The sequence below is a fragment of the Peribacillus sp. NJ4 genome (assembly GCF_030348345.1).
Classification (GTDB): Bacteria; Bacillota; Bacilli; order Bacillales; family DSM-1321; genus Peribacillus.
In genome coordinates, this window is the sequence record NZ_JAUCFQ010000001.1 from 2,223,183 (window position 1) to 2,240,323 (window position 17,141).

A 17,141-nucleotide genomic window follows, 5' to 3' on the forward strand; every position below is an offset into this window, starting at 1 on the left:
GTACTTAGCTCGGTAAATGGGTAACGGTAACAGTTCGACCTGGATGGCCATTCTTTAAAAGTTGGAGTTTTCATCCTATAGACTATTTTGGGTTAAATTCTCCTTTTTTTGTTCTTCTTTTAATTGTAAGGCTACTAAACTGGCAAAGTCATGAATGATGGTGGCTGCCAATAGTGATGTGATTTGTGTTGGATCATATGGTGGGAGGACTTCCACCAGGTCGAATCCAATAAAATTGAATCCTTGCAGAGAACGTATCATCTGTAGGGTTTCAAAGCTATTTAGACCGCCAACCTCCAAAGTGCCAGTACCAGGAGCACAGGATGGATCGACAAAATCAATATCAAAGCTCAAGAAACATGGTGTATCCCCAATGGTTTTCTTGACTTCCTTCACGACATCTTCGATTCCTCTTTCCTTCAGCTGGGGCGTAGTTATCACATTGTAGCCTAGATCGGTACTGGAATCTATATCTCCTGGATGATTGAGCGTACCTCTGATCCCAATCTGGAAAACTTTATCCGTTTGGAGCAAACCTTCCTCATATGCACGGATAAACGGGGAACCATGCCAATATTTCTCATCATAATAAGTATCCCAGGTATCTGTATGTGAATCAAAATGGAGAAGTGCAACTGGCCCGTGTATTTTTGCGGCAGCTCTTAGATTAGCCAATGTTACTGAATGATCTCCTCCGATGCCTATTGGAATGATCCCATTTTTCATTAAGTCTGCCATAGCCTTTTCAATTAACTCATAGCTTCGGTGTATATTATGGGGGATCACTGAAACATCCCCAATATCAATAGCATTACATTCGTCAAAAGGGAACACCTTTTGAATGGGATGATAAGGAAACAAGGTCATGGATGCCTGGCGGACTGCCTGTGGTGCAAACCGGGCTCCTACCCTGAAGGAAGCAGCTGTATCAAAAGGCAAACCTACCACTGCCAATCTGGCATTTTCTCTTGAAGAAGGTAAGCGCATAAATGATCCTGTCGTACAGAACTCTGGTTTAACATCAGGGGATAAAGGATATTTCATTTTTGTATTCCTCCATTTTCTTATAACTTTAATAGTTTTTAAACTCATATATGTATTTATGCAATTACCATGCCAAGTCACAGGCAGTGATTTCTTCCGGTTGCTAACCAGGTATCATGTGCTTGGAATATGCAAGGGCGAATAATTTATGGGAATTTGAATCGCCAATTTAAAAATGCTGAACAACTTAATTCCTATGAATCAATCCAATGCAGTCAAGAATACGGGAAATTTAGTGCATTTCTCGCGTATTTCATTTATCGAAGTAAACCGTTATCATTTGGCACAAAACTTGCATTAAGGTATACAGTTGAAATTTTTTTAAGAGGGAGGTATTGAAGTTTTTCTATTTAAGAATATTGATCCTACTATTTGAAAGCGGTTGCAAGGAGGAATGATAGGTGGAAAATGAGGTTACATTGAAAAGAACGCTGAAATTATGGCAAATTGTTATGATGGGGTTAGCTTATATGACACCCATGGTCGTATTTGATACATTTGGCATTGTTTCTGGGATCACGGACGGCCATGTGCCGACTGCTTATATCGTTGCATTGGTGGGGATGCTTTTTACAGCCGCAAGCTATGGAAAACTGGTAAAGGTTTTTCCTGCTGCAGGTTCTGCCTACACTTATACGCAAAAGGCCATTAACCGGCATTTAGGATTCCTGGTAGGATGGTCTTCGTTGTTAGACTATCTATTTTTACCTATGGTAAATGCATTGTTGACCAAAATTTATCTCACAGCATTATTTCCAGGAGTCCCAACATGGGTATGGGTAGTATCTTTCGTAGCAATCGTCACCATTCTCAATCTCCGGAGCGTCAATGTACTTGCTAACTTTAATGCTCTATTTGTTTTAATTCAGATTGCCATCATGGCAGTGTTCATCATTCTTGTTGTCAAAGGTTTGCACAATGGGGAAGGTACGGGTGAAGTGTTTACAATAAAGCCTTTCGTAGATGGGGGAATGGACTATTCGGCAATAATAACCGGAGCCACGATTCTTTGTTTTTCCTTTTTGGGTTTTGATGCGGTGACGACACTATCCGAGGAAACGCCAGATCCGAAAAAAACGATTCCAAAAGCGATATTTTTAACTGCACTTTGGGGTGGAATCATCTTCATTACCTCTTCTTTCTTCATTCAGCTCTTTTTTCCGGATATATCCCGTTTTAAGGAACCGGATGCTGCGTTACCGGAAATCGCCCTTTATGTAGGCGGAAAGCTATTTCAATCCATTTTTCTGTGTACGACTCTCGTCAATACGCTAGCATCGGGACTGGCATCGCATGCCAGTGTATCCCGTCTTTTGTATGTTATGGGCCGTGATAAAGTGTTTCCGGAAAAATGGTTTGGATTCATTCACCCTAAGTGGAAAACGCCAGCCATTAATGTACTCATAGTTGGGGTCATTTCATTGTCCGCGTTATTCTTTGATTTAGTGACAGCCACATCACTGATCAACTTTGGTGCATTAATGGCCTTTACCTTTGTAAATCTGTCAGTGATCAGCCATTTTATCATTCGTGAAAAGAAGCATCGAACTATGAAGGGATGTATCCAATACTTAATTATGCCGTTAATCGGAGCTATAGCTATTGGCATTCTCTGGATCAATCTAGAGACAAATTCACTAATAATGGGAACCGGCTGGTTTATTATTGGGTTTTGTTATCTATTATATATCACAAAGGCATTCCGAAAGGCTCCTCCCCAATATCAAGTTGAAGAAATTCAGCTATAAGACTTTGCAAGGAAAAACGCATTCTAAAAAGGATGCGTTTTTTTATCATCATTTTTTATATATGCAATCCTGAAATGCTTATGAATTATTACATATGTCTGGAAGAGTGTAACTGATATAGCAAAAGTGTTCAAAGTTGAAACCAATATTAATAGGGTGATAGAAAAGAATAATGTGCACGACTAATTATTTTTGATTACATGACTATATAAAATTAGCATGCAAGTATGATGAGTTTGTTTAGGATGGTTTACGTCTCTTAACGAAATGTAGTAAAACACATCCTTAAACAGGCTATCTTCTTAGACGTAGAATTTCTTCACGTGCTTTTTGATAATTATCTATGGTTTGTTTATCGATTCGATGAAAAACACTTAAATAAAGAGCATCAACCATGTTAAGTTGCATGATTCTAGATGCTATACTACCGATTCGGTGATCATGTTCGATGTCAGGAAAACAAAGTTGTATACTTGCTATTTTCAATAAAGGAGACTTTGTATAAGCGGTTATTGCTAATACTGGTACGTTTATCTTTTTTGCATATGAAGCCATCTCCAATACATCTTTTGTTTTGCCAGATGTGGAAAAAAGAACTAATGCATCTTCTGATGTGAAATTGGAAATATAGGAAATTACTGTATGAAAGTCAGTGTTCATTCCTGTAGTAACGCCAAGTTTAGCGAATTTATTACTGGCATCCAACGCAGCAGTAGAGGAGCCCCCGACACCAAAAAATGCAATTTTCTTTGCTTGGCTTAAGCATTCTACTGCTTTTTCAAACTCTTTCTTGTTCAGAGTTTGTCCTAAAGAGTCTAAAGCCAATTTATTGCTCATAGTTACTTTTTGGAAAAGTTGATAGGGAGTATCATTTTCACGTAGTAAAGAAAGATCATTAAAGAAGTTTCAATATATATTTTGAGTATTTTTCTTTTAGGTTTAACAGTCGGTTCCTTGGACTGACTGCCGTTGATTAGACTTATACCATCATCTGGCATCTGCTACAGATCAACGCTTTCTTTTTCAGGATAAACAAAAAAAGAGCACTCAATGAATGTTTTTACATTTATCGGGTGCTCTTTTTTGTATTTAATCATCATTTTTACGTATGCAATCCTGAATTGCCTATGAATTAATACATATGTGTCTGGATGATTGCTGGTGCCGATGATGATTGCAAATGGCGGTATATGACTAACGACACTATGTTTTCAAAGCTGGCATGAAAGTTGCTTAATACTTTATAAGAATAAAAGAGAGGTGCTAAAATGACAGGGAAAATTAAGGTGATTGAAAAACGGCAATTGGATAACCCACTGCAAGAATTCCAGGATATCTTAAAAGAAGCCATTCATGTTTTGGGCTATCCAGATCTGGTTTTTGACTTTTTAAAAACGCCAATGCGTTTTTTGGAAGTCTGTATTCCTATTCAAATGGATAATGGGGAGACAAGGATGTTTCAAGGGTATCGGGCTCAACATAATGATGCAGCCGGTCCAACGAAAGGGGGAATTCGTTTTCACCCGGATGTCACTCCAGAAGAAGTTAAGGCTTTGGCGGGTTGGATGAGTTTGAAATGCGGAATAACCGATCTTCCATATGGAGGGGCAAAGGGCGGCATTGTATGTGATCCAAGACAGATGAGTTCGTCTGAGCTAGAACGATTAAGCAGAGGATATGTAAGGGCAGTCAGCCAAATAGTGGGACCTACAAAGGATATTCCGGCACCAGATATGTATACGAATTCTCAAATCATGGCCTGGATGCTAGATGAATACGATCACATAAGGGAATTCGATTCACCCGGCTTTATTACAGGAAAGCCACTGAGATTAGGGGGATCGAAAGGCAGGGAAAAGGCTACTTCTAAAGGAGTATTATATACACTTCAAATGATAAGTGATTTAAAGGGGATTCCAATTGAAGGCATGCGGGTAATCATCCAGGGATTCGGGAATGTCGGCAGTCATTTAGCCATGTATTTACATGAAATGGGGGCAAAGATTGTCGGAATAGCGGATGAACTTGGAGGATTATATGATCCGAATGGCTTAGACATTCCTTACCTTTTGGAGAACAGGGACTCTTTTGGTGTCGTATCGAATTTATACAAAGATTCATTATCCAATCAAGAATTATTGGAAAAAGAGTGTGATGTGCTGATTCCTGCAGCTATTAGCGGAGTGGTAAATAAAGATAATGCAAAACGATTAAAATGTGAAATCCTGATCGAAGCAGCAAATGGGCCGACAACAAAAGAAGCGATCAAGATTCTCGATGAAAAAGGTATAGTGGTAGTCCCGGATATTTTGGCGAATTCAGGAGGGGTGATAGTCTCGTATTTTGAATGGTGCCAGAATAACCAAGGTTATTACTGGACGGAAGAGCTTGTGGATGAACGATTGAAGGAAAAAATAACAGCCAGCTTTTTGAATGTCTACCATACTTCCCAAAAATATTCCGTGAACATGAAAGTAGCTGCTTATATTGAAGGGATTCACAAAATAGCAGAAGCATCCCGGCTTCGAGGTTGGGTCAGGTTCTGAACGAATTAGGGCTTACAAGAAAGGGGGCAATCCGTTGAATTTTGATATTCTTTCGGAAAATAAAGAAAACCAGGCTATTCATCATTATTGCTTATTGTCACAAGATTATAGATATGATGTGACCATTGTTTATTCGGCCCAGTTTTTCGGTAAAGCAATGGTGACTTCCATTCAAAGCGGAAGAATGATTCTGCTGTGTGCCAATGATATTAATTTAGATCAGTACTGGGCTCCGACCCTTGGCATTGAACAAGAAGATATACCTGAGTTTCAAAACTTTCTCGATTTAGTCTTACAATCACCATTTCATTTTGAAGAATACTGAAGGAAGGAATGATGTAAATGTACGTTGATGTGATTCTTAGTCCATGTGATGGCAGGGTTGAAAAAATTTCAATATCCAAAAATTCCAGATTTTACGAATGGGAACAGTTATTTCAGATTAAGAAGGAAGATGGACGCGTGGAAATCATTGATATTGGTGTCAGCGGGGAGATAGAGTCATTGGAGGTATTGGAGGGGGAACCAGTGGTGGCCGGGGAGGTCCTCGCCTATTTTAAAGAAGATTTATTCGTGACAGGCAGCGATTAATATAAAACGAAAAGAAGATGAAATGATTCATCTTCTTTTCGTTTTATCCGATAATCCGCCCTGCTCCTTTATTCATTGACCCCTATACCCCAATTTTGACGAAACCCGATTGCCGGTTTCCATCACATTCTTAATGAGGAAATCAAGTCTTTCTTCTGTCAGGTTAAAGCTGACAAAACCAATGCTCACTGCCCCGTGCACTTCCCCAAAATGGTTAAGTATCGGAACGGCTACAGAACATGTTCCTTCTGTCCTTTCGCTGTGACTGATTCCATGTCCCTTCATTTTAGTCTCTTGCAATATATCCCAAAATGCTGCTCTTTCTTTAATGGGCAAAAGAACATCTACGATTTTTTTCGTTTGATTATATGGCATATAGGCGAGCATCACTTTATTGGCAGCTCCAATATGCATAGGGACGCGTGAACCAAGCTGATCATAAACCCGGATTTGGCTTTTTTCACTGTCGATTCGTTCAATAACGAGTGACTCCATACCTATTGGCTGGCTAAGATAGACGCTTTCCTCCACTTTGTTCATCAGCCTTTCCAGTTCAGGCCTAATTTGACTGATGTAATCCATTTTGTCATACATACGCAAACCATATTCGAGCCAAATATTCCCTAAACCATATTGTTTAGATTGTCCGTCCTGTTGAATTAATCCATGCTTGGACATTGCTTTTAACAAACGATGCATGGAACTGACAGGAAGATCACATTCTTGAGAAAGTTCCGTAATCGACAGCCAGTTTTCCGATGAATTGGAAACTAGCACCTTTATGACGTTCATGGCACGGTCAATAGATTGCATAACAAACCACCTATCTTTCATCACAAGTTGAATAACATGAGAATTTATTTGAATATTTAAAACATATTGACATTATAGCAAAAATAATTTTATAATTAAAGAAAAATTCCTATTAGCGGAAATGTTTTCCATTATGCGGAAAAAGGAGGGAGAGCCAGTGACATATTGTTCGTCTATGTACAAACCATTGGAACGTGTCATTGTAAAACATCCGAGCGATGCTTTTATCAGTCAAGAGCATTTAAGCCAAGCATGGCGGAACTTTAACTTTGCGTCAGAGCCAGATTTCAAAGAAGCCCTAAAAGAGTATGGTGACTTTATTTCCATTTTGGAGAAATATGTTCCAAACATCGATTATTTGCCAGCATCTTCGGTAGTAGGGATTGACTCCTTATATGCCCATGACCCGGTAAAATTCACAAGCGAAGGAGCCATTATTTTAAAGTCCGGGAAAGAATTGAGGCAGCCTGAGGCTAATGTATACAAGGATTTTTGTAAGGAAAAAAACATCCCGATCATTGGGTATTTAACGGGTGATGCGGTCGCGGATGGCGGTGATATCGTTTGGCTTGATGATAAGACCCTTGTTGTCGGACATGGTTATCGTACAAACGCTGAAGCCATTCGGCAATTAAAAGAAATGACCGCTCATCTAGTGGATGAATTCATCGTAGTTCAGCTTCCGCATGATCAAGGCGAGGCAGAGTGTCTCCATCTTATGTCTTTCATCAGTATGGTCGACCATGATTTAGCGGTAGTTCATTCTCGCCTAATGCCAGTATTTTTCAGAAAATTACTTATTGAACGGGGCATTCAGCTTATCGAAGTGCCGGATGATGAGTACTTGAACTTAGGCTGCAATGTGCTCGCCATTGCTCCGCGGGTTTGCGTAATGTCTTATGGTAACGCTTACACAAAGCGAAAACTTCTTGATGCAGGGGCAACTGTTTATGAATACAAAGGAACTGAAATCAGTTACAAAGGCACTGGCGGTCCAACCTGTTTAACTTGCCCTGTGGTGCGTACAATATAAATGATGGGGGATTTAATTTTGTATAAACATGTAATTGTAAAAACACCAGGAAAAAGCTATGTAAATGGATTAACAACATCCGACCTTGGCACGCCAAATTATGAAAAAGTATTGCAACAGCATGCTTCTTACGTGGAAGCTTTGAAAAAATGTGGGGTGTCAGTTACACACTTGCCGGCGAGTGAGGAGTTTCCAGATTCAACATTCGTTGAAGATACGGCCGTTCTGACTCAGGAATTTGCAGTCATTACTAATCCAGGTGATGTTTCCAGAAACAGTGAAATAAAAGAAATTGAGTCGGTTCTGAAGGGTTTTTATGCTAATTTTCACTATATAAACGCTCCAGGCACATTAGATGGGGGAGATGTCCTTCAAGTCGATGATCAATTTTTTATCGGTATTTCGAATCGTACAAACGAGGAAGGTGCACGCCAGTTAAAGGAAGTTTTAAAATCAGAAGGGTATAAAGGGACGATTGTTCCATTAAAGGAGTTCTTCCATCTGAAAACAGGAATAGCCTACCTAGGAAATGACTTGATAGTTGCAGCAGGTGAATTCCTCGACCATCCCAATTTTGCCCAATACAAGAAAATCACGGTTTCAGCAGAAGACGAATACTCAGCAAACTGCATCCTCGTAAATGACTATGTGATTATTCCGAAGGGATATGAAGAGACGACCCGTCGATTGAATGAGGTTGGTTTTAAAACGATTGAGCTGGACATGTCGGAGTTTCAAAAGCAGGATGGTGGATTGAGCTGTTTGTCACTGCGGTTTTAAACATCGGAGAATTTCGATAAAAGTGTTTCTTCCCACTAATTCTCTAATATTAGATGAAAATCGGAAAGGGGATTTCAATGAGTCAATTACTATGGGGTACTCCGGAAACGCTTCGTGCTTTGTTATGTGAACTTGTTAGCTGGGAAAGCCGTACACTTACAATGGGGGAAAGCACGTTTCCTTATAAGTTACAAGAGAAATTAAGAGAGCTTGATTATTTTAAAAGGAATCCGACGTACTTATCGCTTCACGAAGCTGATTTAGGGAGAAATTTTGTCAATGCCTTTTATAAACATCCTGAAGCAAAGGAGACAGTTGTATTAATTAGCCATTTTGATACAGTTCATACTGAAGAATACGGTGATCTTGAGTCTCTCGCTTTTCAACCAGAGGAGCTCACGAAAAAACTTCATGATCGGAAAGATGATCTCCCGGAAGAAGCGCGCATTGATCTTGAATCGGGAAAGTACTTGTTTGGCAGGGGAACGATGGATATGAAAATGGGGCTTGCCCTTCACATGGCTATCATCGAAAAGGCAAGCATTGAACAATGGCCGATCAATCTCCTGCTGTTAACGGTTCCTGATGAGGAAGTGAATTCTGCGGGAATGAGGGCTGCAGTTAAAGAACTTGTGACCTTACGTGATAAATATGACATTTCCTATAAAATGTTTTTAAATAGTGAACCATCCTTTTCACAGAAACCGGGCGATGATAGTCATTATATTTATTCTGGAACGTTGGGAAAAATCATGCCAGCTGCTCTTTTTTATGGGAAGGAAACTCACGTGGGTGAACCATTAAAGGGAATAACTGCCAACTATATAGCCTCGTTTCTTACGCAGCTCATGGAGTGGAACACTCTTTTTCAGGAAAGTGATCTTGGCGAGGAAACACCTTTACCCGTATCGCTTCAGCAAAAAGATTTGAAACTGCAATATTCAACACAGACACCTTATCTTGCAGCCGCGCTTTATAATGTTTTCATCATGAAAAGAAGCGCTGCAGAAATTATGGATTTATTCGAGCAGGTTGCAAAGGAAGCAGCGATGAAATGCAATGAATCATATAAAGCTCTTTGCAATCGTGAACAAATTGAAGGTGTAGGAGAAGTAAAAGTATTGCGCTACGAAAAGTTACTTTCTTATGCCGAGGTGAAATTTGGCGGCAATTTTGTTGAACAAATTAAAAGTGAAGTAAAAGGGAACATGGATTTGGATGAGCGGGAAAAATCACTGCGAATCGCTGAAAAACTGATGATACAATGTCAGGAGCTTGCACCCGCCATTGTATTGCTGTTTGCACCGCCATATTACCCAGCCGTCAATACGTCAGATGATCCGCTTATCATAAATTCTGTGAAATTAATTAAGGAAACTGCCAGTTTACTTGATGAAGAAGTCAGCCAAATTCATTATTTCAATGGTATTTGCGATTTAAGCTATGTTCATTATCGTGAGGGGTCTGATGGCTGGACGGCTTTTGAAAAGAATACGCCAGTCTGGGGCGATACTTACAGCATTCCTTTTGCTGATATGCAAAGACTTCAGGCACCAGTGCTCAATGTGGGTCCGTTCGGCAAGGATGCACACCAGCGTACTGAGCGCCTTCACATTGATAGTGCCTTCGTCCATACGCCCGTTATGCTGGAGAAGTTAATAAAGAGTATGTTTAAGTGCTTGGTTGAGAAGTGATGAGGGATCCTATCCCTTCGACAGGAAAACTGGATTAAAAGTATTAAACTTTAACTGGGGGTATTTATATGAATGACCTGCCTATTGGTCAAATCACTTCCGAGCCGCTTAATCAGAAAAATAAGCCACTTAACCAGCTAACGGAGTTACCGGAAAAAGGGATAAATCCTTTTGTATTGATGTTTATCGTAATTGTAATAGTGACAGTATTGACCTATATCCTACCTGCAGGCCAATATGAAAGAATCGAAAAAGATGGCCGAAGTGTAGTCGATCCCACTTCTTTTGAATTTGTCGAATCAACACCAGTGGGGTTATTGGAAATGTTCAGCAGCATTCATGCGGGGATGATTGAAGGGGCGTCAATAATCTTGTTCGTCTTTTTGTTTGGCGGGGCTCTCGGAATCATGCAGGCAACAGGAGCCCTTGATTCATTCATTAAATTTGTGGCTGTCCGATTCGGAACAAAAGAGAAATTGCTTATTCCGTTGATGGTATTAATCTTCGCATCATTAGGGACACTGATCGGCTCTGCTGAAGATGCGTTAGTCTATATCGCAATCATTGTTCCGATGACGATTGCATTAGGTTTTGATGCACTTACAGGTTTTGCGATCGTTATCCTTGGTACATTGGCGACTGGATTCATTTCGGGGATTACAAATCCTTTTAATGTAGGGGTTGCCCAAAGCATTGCAGAACTGCCCATGTATTCGGGAATGGGATTGCGCATCGCTCTTCTTGCAGTGTTTTATGTCATTACAGTATTGTACATCTATTTCCATGCAATGAAGGTGAAAAGAAACCCCGAACTGGGGGAGTATGGGAAATTCAGGCGTGAAGATCATGCATATATTGATAAAAACTTTAGGATAAGTAAGAGACATAGCGCTGCTTTAATTATTTTATTGGTGAATTTCATCCTATTAGTCTATGGAGTCATTAAATTAGGATGGTATATAAGTGAAATTGGAGGCTTGTTTTTATTAAGCGGGATCATCATGGGCATAATTGGAGGCTTGACCCCATCCAAGATGGCCAATGGTTTTATTTCAGGAGCAGGCGATATGGTTTCTGGCGCATTGATAATTGGAGTTGCGCAAACAATCTTGGTCATCATTACAAGTGGCGGATTGCTGGATACTATTTTATATTATGCTGCAGGATTGGTTGAGCAGCTTCCTCCCGCCATAAATGCAATCGGAATGTTCATTGTCCAATTATTTCTTAACTTCATTGTTCCATCTGGAAGTGGACAAGCGGCATTGACGATGCCGATTATGGCTCCATTAGCGGATTTAATGGGTGTGACAAGACAAACGGCAGTGTTAGCTTTCCAATTAGGGGATGGGATCTCGAATATGATATTTCCGACTTCTGGAGTGCTGTTGGCTGGACTGGCAGTGGCAGGCATATCATTTACGAAATGGGTAAAATGGGTGTTTCCATTTCTTTTGATTCAGGTTGCGGTAGCGATTATCTTTTTGATCATTGCTCAAAGCATACAGTATGGCCCTTTTTAAAGATTTGAAAAGTCTGAATATTTGCACTAAATGATCAAGGAGGCATTCATGATGAAGACAATACAGGAGACAGTTGTGGCTGAAGTGATTTCATGGAGACGTCATTTTCACGAAAATCCGGAGCTTTCATATCAGGAGCACCAGACTTCTGAATTCATCTATAGGAAATTAAAAACCTTTACAGGACTAGAGGTGACGAGACCTACCGAAACGAGCGTATTGGCGGTTCTCAAAGGTGCTAAAAAATCTGCACGAAAATCTAATACCATCACTTTTCGTGCAGATATTGATGCACTCCCGATAGAAGAAGAAGCAGAAGTTGAATATAAATCAAAAAATCCTGGGGTTATGCATGCATGCGGACATGATGCACATGCTGCAATGTTATTAGGTGCTGCTAAAGTCCTCTCTGGGAAAAAAGAAGCGATTAATGGAGAAATCAGGTTTATTTTCCAACACGCTGAGGAGGTTCTGCCAGGGGGAGCTCAGGAATTGGTGAAAAAAGGGGTCATGGAAGGAGTGGATTATGCATTTGCATTGCATGTTACTCCTTATGAAAATACTGGAACAATATGTTTAAGGGAAGGGGTATTCTGTGCAGCAGCTGATGATTTTGAAATTAAAATAATTGGTCAGGGCGGGCATGCGTCGACTCCGGAATTAACGGTGGACCCGTTAATCATTGGTGCCGAAATTACGACGAATATTCAACATATCGTTTCCAGAAAAATTTCAGCTCTAAGGACACCGGTCATTTCAGTCACTCAGTTCCATTCCGGAAGTGCGCTCAATGTCATACCTGAATATGCAGAAATCGGCGGTACCATTCGTTCCTTGGACTCTGATAGCCGCGTGAAAGCAAGGGAGCATCTAGAGCACATCGTTAAGGGGATTTCAGAAGCGCATGGGGCAAAATGTGAAATTACTTGGTATTTAGGATATCCCGCCGTAGTGAATGATAAAGCTGCCGTTGATATTTCGAGAACGGTCATGGAAGGGATTTTTGAAGAAGATCATATCATCCATGTTGATGATCCAATGTTCGGGACCGAAGATTTTTCAGCTTTTTCTGAAATCGTTCCCTCTTCCATGCAGTTCATAGGCGTCCATAATAATGAGTTTGGAAAAGCTTATCCTTTGCACCATCCTAAATTTAAAATCGATGAGAAAGCTTTAGAGTATGGAGTGCGATATTTTGTAGGGATAGCGGATAAATTATGCAGTCAATAATTGAAGGAAGAGTTTAGTATTCTGCTTTGGAATAGTTAAGCGATTGCTAAAGATAAGGGATAAAAGTCAAATTAAATTTCAAGTACGGGAGGTTTATTAACCTCCCAAATTTTAAGAAGATAAGCTACCTATTTAGGAGGAATATATATGTTTAAACATGCGATTGTACGAAAGATTGGAAAAAGTTTTGTAAATGGATTAACAACATCGGATTTAGGAAACCCGGATTATGAAAAAGCGCTTGTACAACACGAGGCTTATGTAGAAGCATTAAAACGCTGCGGTGTGAAAGTGACCGTTCTGGATTCTGATGAAACATACCCTGATTCTACGTTTGTAGAAGATACCGCTGTGTTGACGCCAAAATGTGCCCTTGTAACGAATCCTGGTGCAGAAAGCCGAAATGGTGAGGTTATTGAAATGAAAGAAGTTTTAAAGGGATTTTATGACACAATCGAGTATATTCAATCCCCAGGCATGTTAGATGGCGGAGATGTAATGCAGGTTGAAGATCACTTCTATGTTGGCCTTTCATCGAGAACTAATGAAGCAGGAGCTCTGCAGTTCAAGGATATCATGGGTAAGTATGGTTATGATACGACCATCATTCCCCTTAAGAAATTCTTTCATTTAAAAACGGGTGTCAATTACCTGGGGGACAATAATTTATTAGTGGCCGGAGAATTCATCAATCACGAGGTTTTTTCAAGCTTTAATCAAATAACTGTAAAACAAGAAGAAGAATATTCGGGTAACTGCGTCCGAATGAACGACCATGTTATTGTCCCGAAAGGATTTGAGGGAACAAAGAAAAAAATAGAAGATTTAGGATACACGGTGATTGAAGTGGAAATGTCGGAATTTCAAAAACAAGATGGCGGCCTTAGTTGTCTCTCTTTGAGATTCTAAGATAGTTTGGGAGAAGAAATAGGTTAATAGATAAGATAAGGACGTGATTATATGGGGTATGGACTGGAGAATAATGATCAGCTGCAACGCTCAATGAAAAGACGTCATTTATTTATGCTTTCGCTTGGCGGCGTTATTGGTACAGGCCTATTTTTAAATGCAGGCTATACAATTAACCAAGCAGGGGCAGGAGGCGCCCTGTTGGGATATTTAGCCGGTGGTCTTATTTTGTATATGGTAATGGTCTGTCTGGGTGAGCTAGCCGTTCATATGCCGGTTACAGGTTCTTTCCAAAAATATGCTGCTGAATATATTGGGCCTTCGGCTGGTTTTTCGCTCGGATGGATGTATTTCGTCGGTTCAGCCGCAACTGCAGGAGTTGAATTTACAGCAGCAGGAATATTGATGAAACAATGGTTCCCCGATATTCCTACCTGGATTTGGTGTGCAGTGTTCATAGTGCTTTTATTTACCTTGAATGCATTGACGACAAGAGGTTTTGCAGAGGCGGAATATTGGTTCGCCGGTATAAAAATCGTTGCAGTTATTTTATTTATCTTGATTGGAATCGCGGGCATCTTTGGTTTTGTCTCTTTATCTGATCGTCCAACCCCATTCTTTGAAAACCTGGCTCCTTCCGGTCTTTTTCCAGCAGGGGGCATTACAATTATCTTTGTGACTATGATGAATGTAATATTTTCTTATCAAGGTTCAGAACTGATAGGAATAGCAGCAGGGGAAAGTGAAAAACCTGAAGAGAACATTCCAAAAGCCATTCGAAATGTCCTTTTTAGAATCATTGTTTTTTACATTGCGTCCATTATTATCCTTTCTGCCATATTCCCTTCTTCAGAATTAGGCTTATTGGAAAGTCCTTTTGTAACTTTAATGAAGATAGCGGGGGTTCCTTATGCAGCAGGCATCATGAATTTCATAATTTTGACAGCCATCCTTTCTGTGGGGAATTCATGTCTTTATGCATCTACACGCTTGCTTTGGTCGATGGCCCATGATGGGATGGCACCTAAGCTGTTTGGTATTTTGTCAAATAGGAAAGTGCCGTTGAATGCCCTTCTTTTTACCATATCCTTTTCTCTTCTATCATTATTGACAAGCTTCATTGCTGCGGATACTGTGTTCGTGATACTTATGTCAATAGCAGGTATTTCCGTCACAATTTCATGGATGGGAATTGCTTTATCGCAATATATGTTTCGCAGGAAATTTATAAAAGCGGGAGGGAAAACGGAAGAGTTACAATATAAAGTACCTTTTTATCCATTTGTCCCATTGTTTTGTTTAGGCTTTTGCTTGCTGATTCTTGTATTCCTTGCTTTTGACCCTACCCAACGAGTAGGACTGTTTTATGGAATAGGATTTTTGGTAGCCTGTATTTTATTCTATAAATTTAAACTGGCTAAGAAAGTTGAGTCAAACACTAACTTTGAAAATGAAAAAATATTGTAATGGAGTTCTATATTGAAGTTCGTATTAAAAGGTCAGCCAGTCTTATACTGGTTGACCTTTTTTTAATCTTGAAGTTGCGGTCATTAGGATGATTATTTGCTTGAATGGAAGGAAAAGACTGACAATGTGACGAAATAGAAGGAATGATTTATTACAAAAATAGGAAGGAGGAATTAACATGTCTGAAAACAAAATAACTGACAACATCACAACCAACGTAGAGGGTCGGGATCTCATCATGGAGCGTATATTTGCCGCGCCGCGGGACCTTGTTTTTAACGCGTTTTCAAAACCTGAGCAGTTGGCCAGCTGGTGGGGACCGAAGGGATGGCAAACGAAAAATCGAGAGTTTAATTTTAAGCCTGACGGCGTTTGGCATTATTGCATGCGGTGCACAGATGAAAACCAAGGTGAATTTTATGGCCAAGAATCTTGGGGTAAAGCCGTCTATCAAGAAATTATTGTACCGGAGAAGATTGTCTTAACGGATATGTTTTCAGATGAAGAAGGCAACGCAGCCGAAAGTATGCCAGAAACACTGGTAACGATGACGTTTGTTGAACACGAGGGTAGGACAAAGCTCATCATGCATTCTCGATTCAATTCAGTCGAGGGTCTTCAGCAAGTAATGGAAATGGGGATAGTCGAGGGTTGTGCTTCACAATTTTCCCGCCTAGACGACCTTCTAAAAAAGCGCCAGCAGATAAGATAATAAGTCAGGAGCTGTATAAAACCTCCTGCTTATGAACTAACGAGTGCGATTCTTCTTGAGAAGGATCGCTTTTTCTTATCAAGCTAAGGGCAGGATGGCATGTGAAAAATTAACTATCTTAAAGAGAGAGTCAAGATAAAAAATAAATGTAATACAATTAAAGAATACCTAAAAAGGAAAGGGTGAAAGAATGAAAATCAATCATTTGAATTTAACTGTTAATGATGTTACAGCTTCACGTGAGTTTTTAGAAACATATTTTGGATTGACATGTGAAGGAAGTCGAGGAGATGGGTTCGCCGCAATGAAAGATGATGATGGTTCCATATTGACTCTAATGAAAGGAAGCAATGTACAATACCCCAAGACTTTTCATGTTGGATTCATACAAGAAAATGAAGAACAAGTTAACAGTATCAATCAACGATTGAAAGATGATGGATTCAAAGTAAAACCTCCACAACACTTACACAGGTATACATTCTACGTAGAAGCGCCTGGAGGATTTAACGTTGAAGTACTGTGTTAACGAGTTACCTGGAGATAGATAATAAACTAAAAGTAGCTTGCTTCGTTAAGGGAGGTTGCCGTTTCTGTAGCAGCTTACTTACGGAATAAACGGGGCGGCAATAGTTTAACAAGGAATGTTAATAAAAACAAACCGGAGGGGGATATATTTATCTCTCTCCGGTTTGTTTATTAGTAGGATGTTTAATTTCTTACCTAGGAAGTTGTTTCTATTACCTATTAACTGAAAATAGAGCAGATGAAGGCGGTACTTCTTTTACTGGACTTATAGGTAAGGATATAGAATACATGTTATCAACTGAGTTCGAGAATGAGATGGTTTTTGAAGTTTTTGGTAATGAGGAATTTTGTAATTTTGTTAATACAGAATAAAGAAATATGAATGTAACGATTATTATTCAACTATCAGGTGCTTTACTTCAATCAGATAGTTGCTTCGGTTGCTCTTTTTCTAATGGAACAACTAGGGATGTTAGTGGAATTATATGTTATGATGGAAAAAAATAGATTTTCCTGGGGGGAT

The 17,141-nt window shown here is 39.7% G+C and carries 16 protein-coding genes; 13 read left to right on the plus strand and 3 right to left on the minus strand.

From position 1 onward, the window contains the following. Window positions 1-75: 75 nt before the first annotated feature. Window positions 76-1,044 carry an agmatinase gene (gene speB, locus QUF94_RS11180; protein ID WP_289315917.1) on the minus strand — a complete coding sequence of 323 codons (969 nt, stop codon included), beginning with the start codon at window positions 1,042-1,044 and terminating at the stop codon, window positions 76-78. A gap of 401 nt (window positions 1,045-1,445) precedes the next feature. Between speB and QUF94_RS11185 the strand changes: the two genes are divergently transcribed. Continuing rightward, window positions 1,446-2,792 carry an APC family permease gene (locus QUF94_RS11185; RefSeq protein ID WP_289315918.1) on the plus strand — a complete coding sequence of 449 codons (1,347 nt, stop codon included), beginning with the start codon at window positions 1,446-1,448 and terminating at the stop codon, window positions 2,790-2,792. Between the two features lie 294 nt (window positions 2,793-3,086). Here the strand turns inward: QUF94_RS11185 and QUF94_RS11190 are convergent, their stop codons facing one another. After that, the gene (locus QUF94_RS11190; RefSeq protein WP_289315919.1) at window positions 3,087-3,629 is read right to left on the minus strand and encodes a MurR/RpiR family transcriptional regulator; all 543 of its coding nucleotides are present in this window, start codon (window positions 3,627-3,629) and stop codon (window positions 3,087-3,089) included. Between the two features lie 431 nt (window positions 3,630-4,060). On the opposite strand from QUF94_RS11190, the gene QUF94_RS11195 reads away from it, so the two are divergent. The 3 genes from QUF94_RS11195 to QUF94_RS11205 are packed head-to-tail and all read left to right on the plus strand — an operon-like array spanning window position 4,061 to window position 5,929. Continuing rightward, window positions 4,061-5,338 (plus strand): Glu/Leu/Phe/Val family dehydrogenase, encoded by a 1,278-nt coding sequence (locus QUF94_RS11195; protein WP_289315920.1) that lies wholly within the window; start codon window positions 4,061-4,063, stop codon window positions 5,336-5,338. A gap of 34 nt (window positions 5,339-5,372) precedes the next feature. Continuing rightward, window positions 5,373-5,663: an SAV0927 family protein gene (locus QUF94_RS11200; RefSeq protein WP_289315921.1), complete on the plus strand. Its 291-nt coding sequence runs from the start codon at window positions 5,373-5,375 to the stop codon at window positions 5,661-5,663. Between the two features lie 17 nt (window positions 5,664-5,680). Beyond that, window positions 5,681-5,929, plus strand: coding sequence for a biotin/lipoyl attachment domain-containing protein (locus QUF94_RS11205; protein ID WP_289315922.1), 249 nt, complete (start codon window positions 5,681-5,683; stop codon window positions 5,927-5,929). A 72-nt stretch (window positions 5,930-6,001) separates the two neighbouring features. Here the strand turns inward: QUF94_RS11205 and QUF94_RS11210 are convergent, their stop codons facing one another. After that, window positions 6,002-6,742 carry an IclR family transcriptional regulator gene (locus tag QUF94_RS11210; RefSeq protein WP_289315923.1) on the minus strand — a complete coding sequence of 247 codons (741 nt, stop codon included), beginning with the start codon at window positions 6,740-6,742 and terminating at the stop codon, window positions 6,002-6,004. Window positions 6,743-6,917: 175 nt separating this feature from the next. Here QUF94_RS11210 and QUF94_RS11215 point away from each other — a divergent pair, with 175 nt between their 5' ends. The 9 genes from QUF94_RS11215 to QUF94_RS11255 all read left to right on the plus strand — a co-directional run bounded on the left by QUF94_RS11215 (window position 6,918) and on the right by QUF94_RS11255 (window position 16,619). Then, window positions 6,918-7,775, plus strand: coding sequence for a dimethylarginine dimethylaminohydrolase family protein (locus QUF94_RS11215; protein WP_289318348.1), 858 nt, complete (start codon window positions 6,918-6,920; stop codon window positions 7,773-7,775). A 15-nt stretch (window positions 7,776-7,790) separates the two neighbouring features. After that, complete coding sequence (locus QUF94_RS11220; protein ID WP_483313684.1) at window positions 7,791-8,555, plus strand: dimethylarginine dimethylaminohydrolase family protein; 765 nt, start codon at window positions 7,791-7,793, stop codon at window positions 8,553-8,555. Between the two features lie 77 nt (window positions 8,556-8,632). After that, on the plus strand, window positions 8,633-10,249 hold the full coding sequence (locus tag QUF94_RS11225) for a M20/M25/M40 family metallo-hydrolase (RefSeq protein ID WP_289315925.1): 1,617 nt from the start codon (window positions 8,633-8,635) through the stop codon (window positions 10,247-10,249). A gap of 179 nt (window positions 10,250-10,428) precedes the next feature. Next, the gene (locus QUF94_RS11230) at window positions 10,429-11,772 is read left to right on the plus strand and encodes a YfcC family protein (protein WP_289318349.1); all 1,344 of its coding nucleotides are present in this window, start codon (window positions 10,429-10,431) and stop codon (window positions 11,770-11,772) included. 51 nt (window positions 11,773-11,823) lie between these two features. Next, window positions 11,824-13,002: an amidohydrolase gene (locus QUF94_RS11235; protein WP_353957750.1), complete on the plus strand. Its 1,179-nt coding sequence runs from the start codon at window positions 11,824-11,826 to the stop codon at window positions 13,000-13,002. A 147-nt stretch (window positions 13,003-13,149) separates the two neighbouring features. Continuing rightward, the gene (locus QUF94_RS11240) at window positions 13,150-13,911 is read left to right on the plus strand and encodes a dimethylarginine dimethylaminohydrolase family protein (protein ID WP_289315927.1); all 762 of its coding nucleotides are present in this window, start codon (window positions 13,150-13,152) and stop codon (window positions 13,909-13,911) included. Window positions 13,912-13,962: 51 nt separating this feature from the next. Continuing rightward, on the plus strand, window positions 13,963-15,378 hold the full coding sequence (locus QUF94_RS11245) for an amino acid permease (protein ID WP_289315928.1): 1,416 nt from the start codon (window positions 13,963-13,965) through the stop codon (window positions 15,376-15,378). Between the two features lie 178 nt (window positions 15,379-15,556). After that, window positions 15,557-16,090: an SRPBCC family protein gene (locus QUF94_RS11250; RefSeq protein ID WP_289315929.1), complete on the plus strand. Its 534-nt coding sequence runs from the start codon at window positions 15,557-15,559 to the stop codon at window positions 16,088-16,090. A 190-nt stretch (window positions 16,091-16,280) separates the two neighbouring features. Then, window positions 16,281-16,619, plus strand: coding sequence for a VOC family protein (locus QUF94_RS11255; protein WP_289315930.1), 339 nt, complete (start codon window positions 16,281-16,283; stop codon window positions 16,617-16,619). Window positions 16,620-17,141: the final 522 nt, after the last annotated feature.

Coding starts and splice junctions, on each gene's coding strand:
- speB (WP_289315917.1), bottom strand. CDS start 1,044: ATGAAATATCCTTTATCCCCTGATGTTAAACCAGAGTTCTGTACGACA.
- QUF94_RS11190 (WP_289315919.1), bottom strand. CDS start 3,629: ATGAGCAATAAATTGGCTTTAGACTCTTTAGGACAAACTCTGAACAAG.
- QUF94_RS11195 (WP_289315920.1), top strand. CDS start 4,061: ATGACAGGGAAAATTAAGGTGATTGAAAAACGGCAATTGGATAACCCA.
- QUF94_RS11205 (WP_289315922.1), top strand. CDS start 5,681: ATGTACGTTGATGTGATTCTTAGTCCATGTGATGGCAGGGTTGAAAAA.
- QUF94_RS11210 (WP_289315923.1), bottom strand. CDS start 6,742: ATGCAATCTATTGACCGTGCCATGAACGTCATAAAGGTGCTAGTTTCC.
- QUF94_RS11215 (WP_289318348.1), top strand. CDS start 6,918: ATGTACAAACCATTGGAACGTGTCATTGTAAAACATCCGAGCGATGCT.
- QUF94_RS11225 (WP_289315925.1), top strand. CDS start 8,633: ATGAGTCAATTACTATGGGGTACTCCGGAAACGCTTCGTGCTTTGTTA.
- QUF94_RS11230 (WP_289318349.1), top strand. CDS start 10,429: ATGTTTATCGTAATTGTAATAGTGACAGTATTGACCTATATCCTACCT.
- QUF94_RS11235 (WP_353957750.1), top strand. CDS start 11,824: ATGAAGACAATACAGGAGACAGTTGTGGCTGAAGTGATTTCATGGAGA.
- QUF94_RS11240 (WP_289315927.1), top strand. CDS start 13,150: ATGTTTAAACATGCGATTGTACGAAAGATTGGAAAAAGTTTTGTAAAT.
- QUF94_RS11245 (WP_289315928.1), top strand. CDS start 13,963: ATGGGGTATGGACTGGAGAATAATGATCAGCTGCAACGCTCAATGAAA.
- QUF94_RS11250 (WP_289315929.1), top strand. CDS start 15,557: ATGTCTGAAAACAAAATAACTGACAACATCACAACCAACGTAGAGGGT.
- QUF94_RS11255 (WP_289315930.1), top strand. CDS start 16,281: ATGAAAATCAATCATTTGAATTTAACTGTTAATGATGTTACAGCTTCA.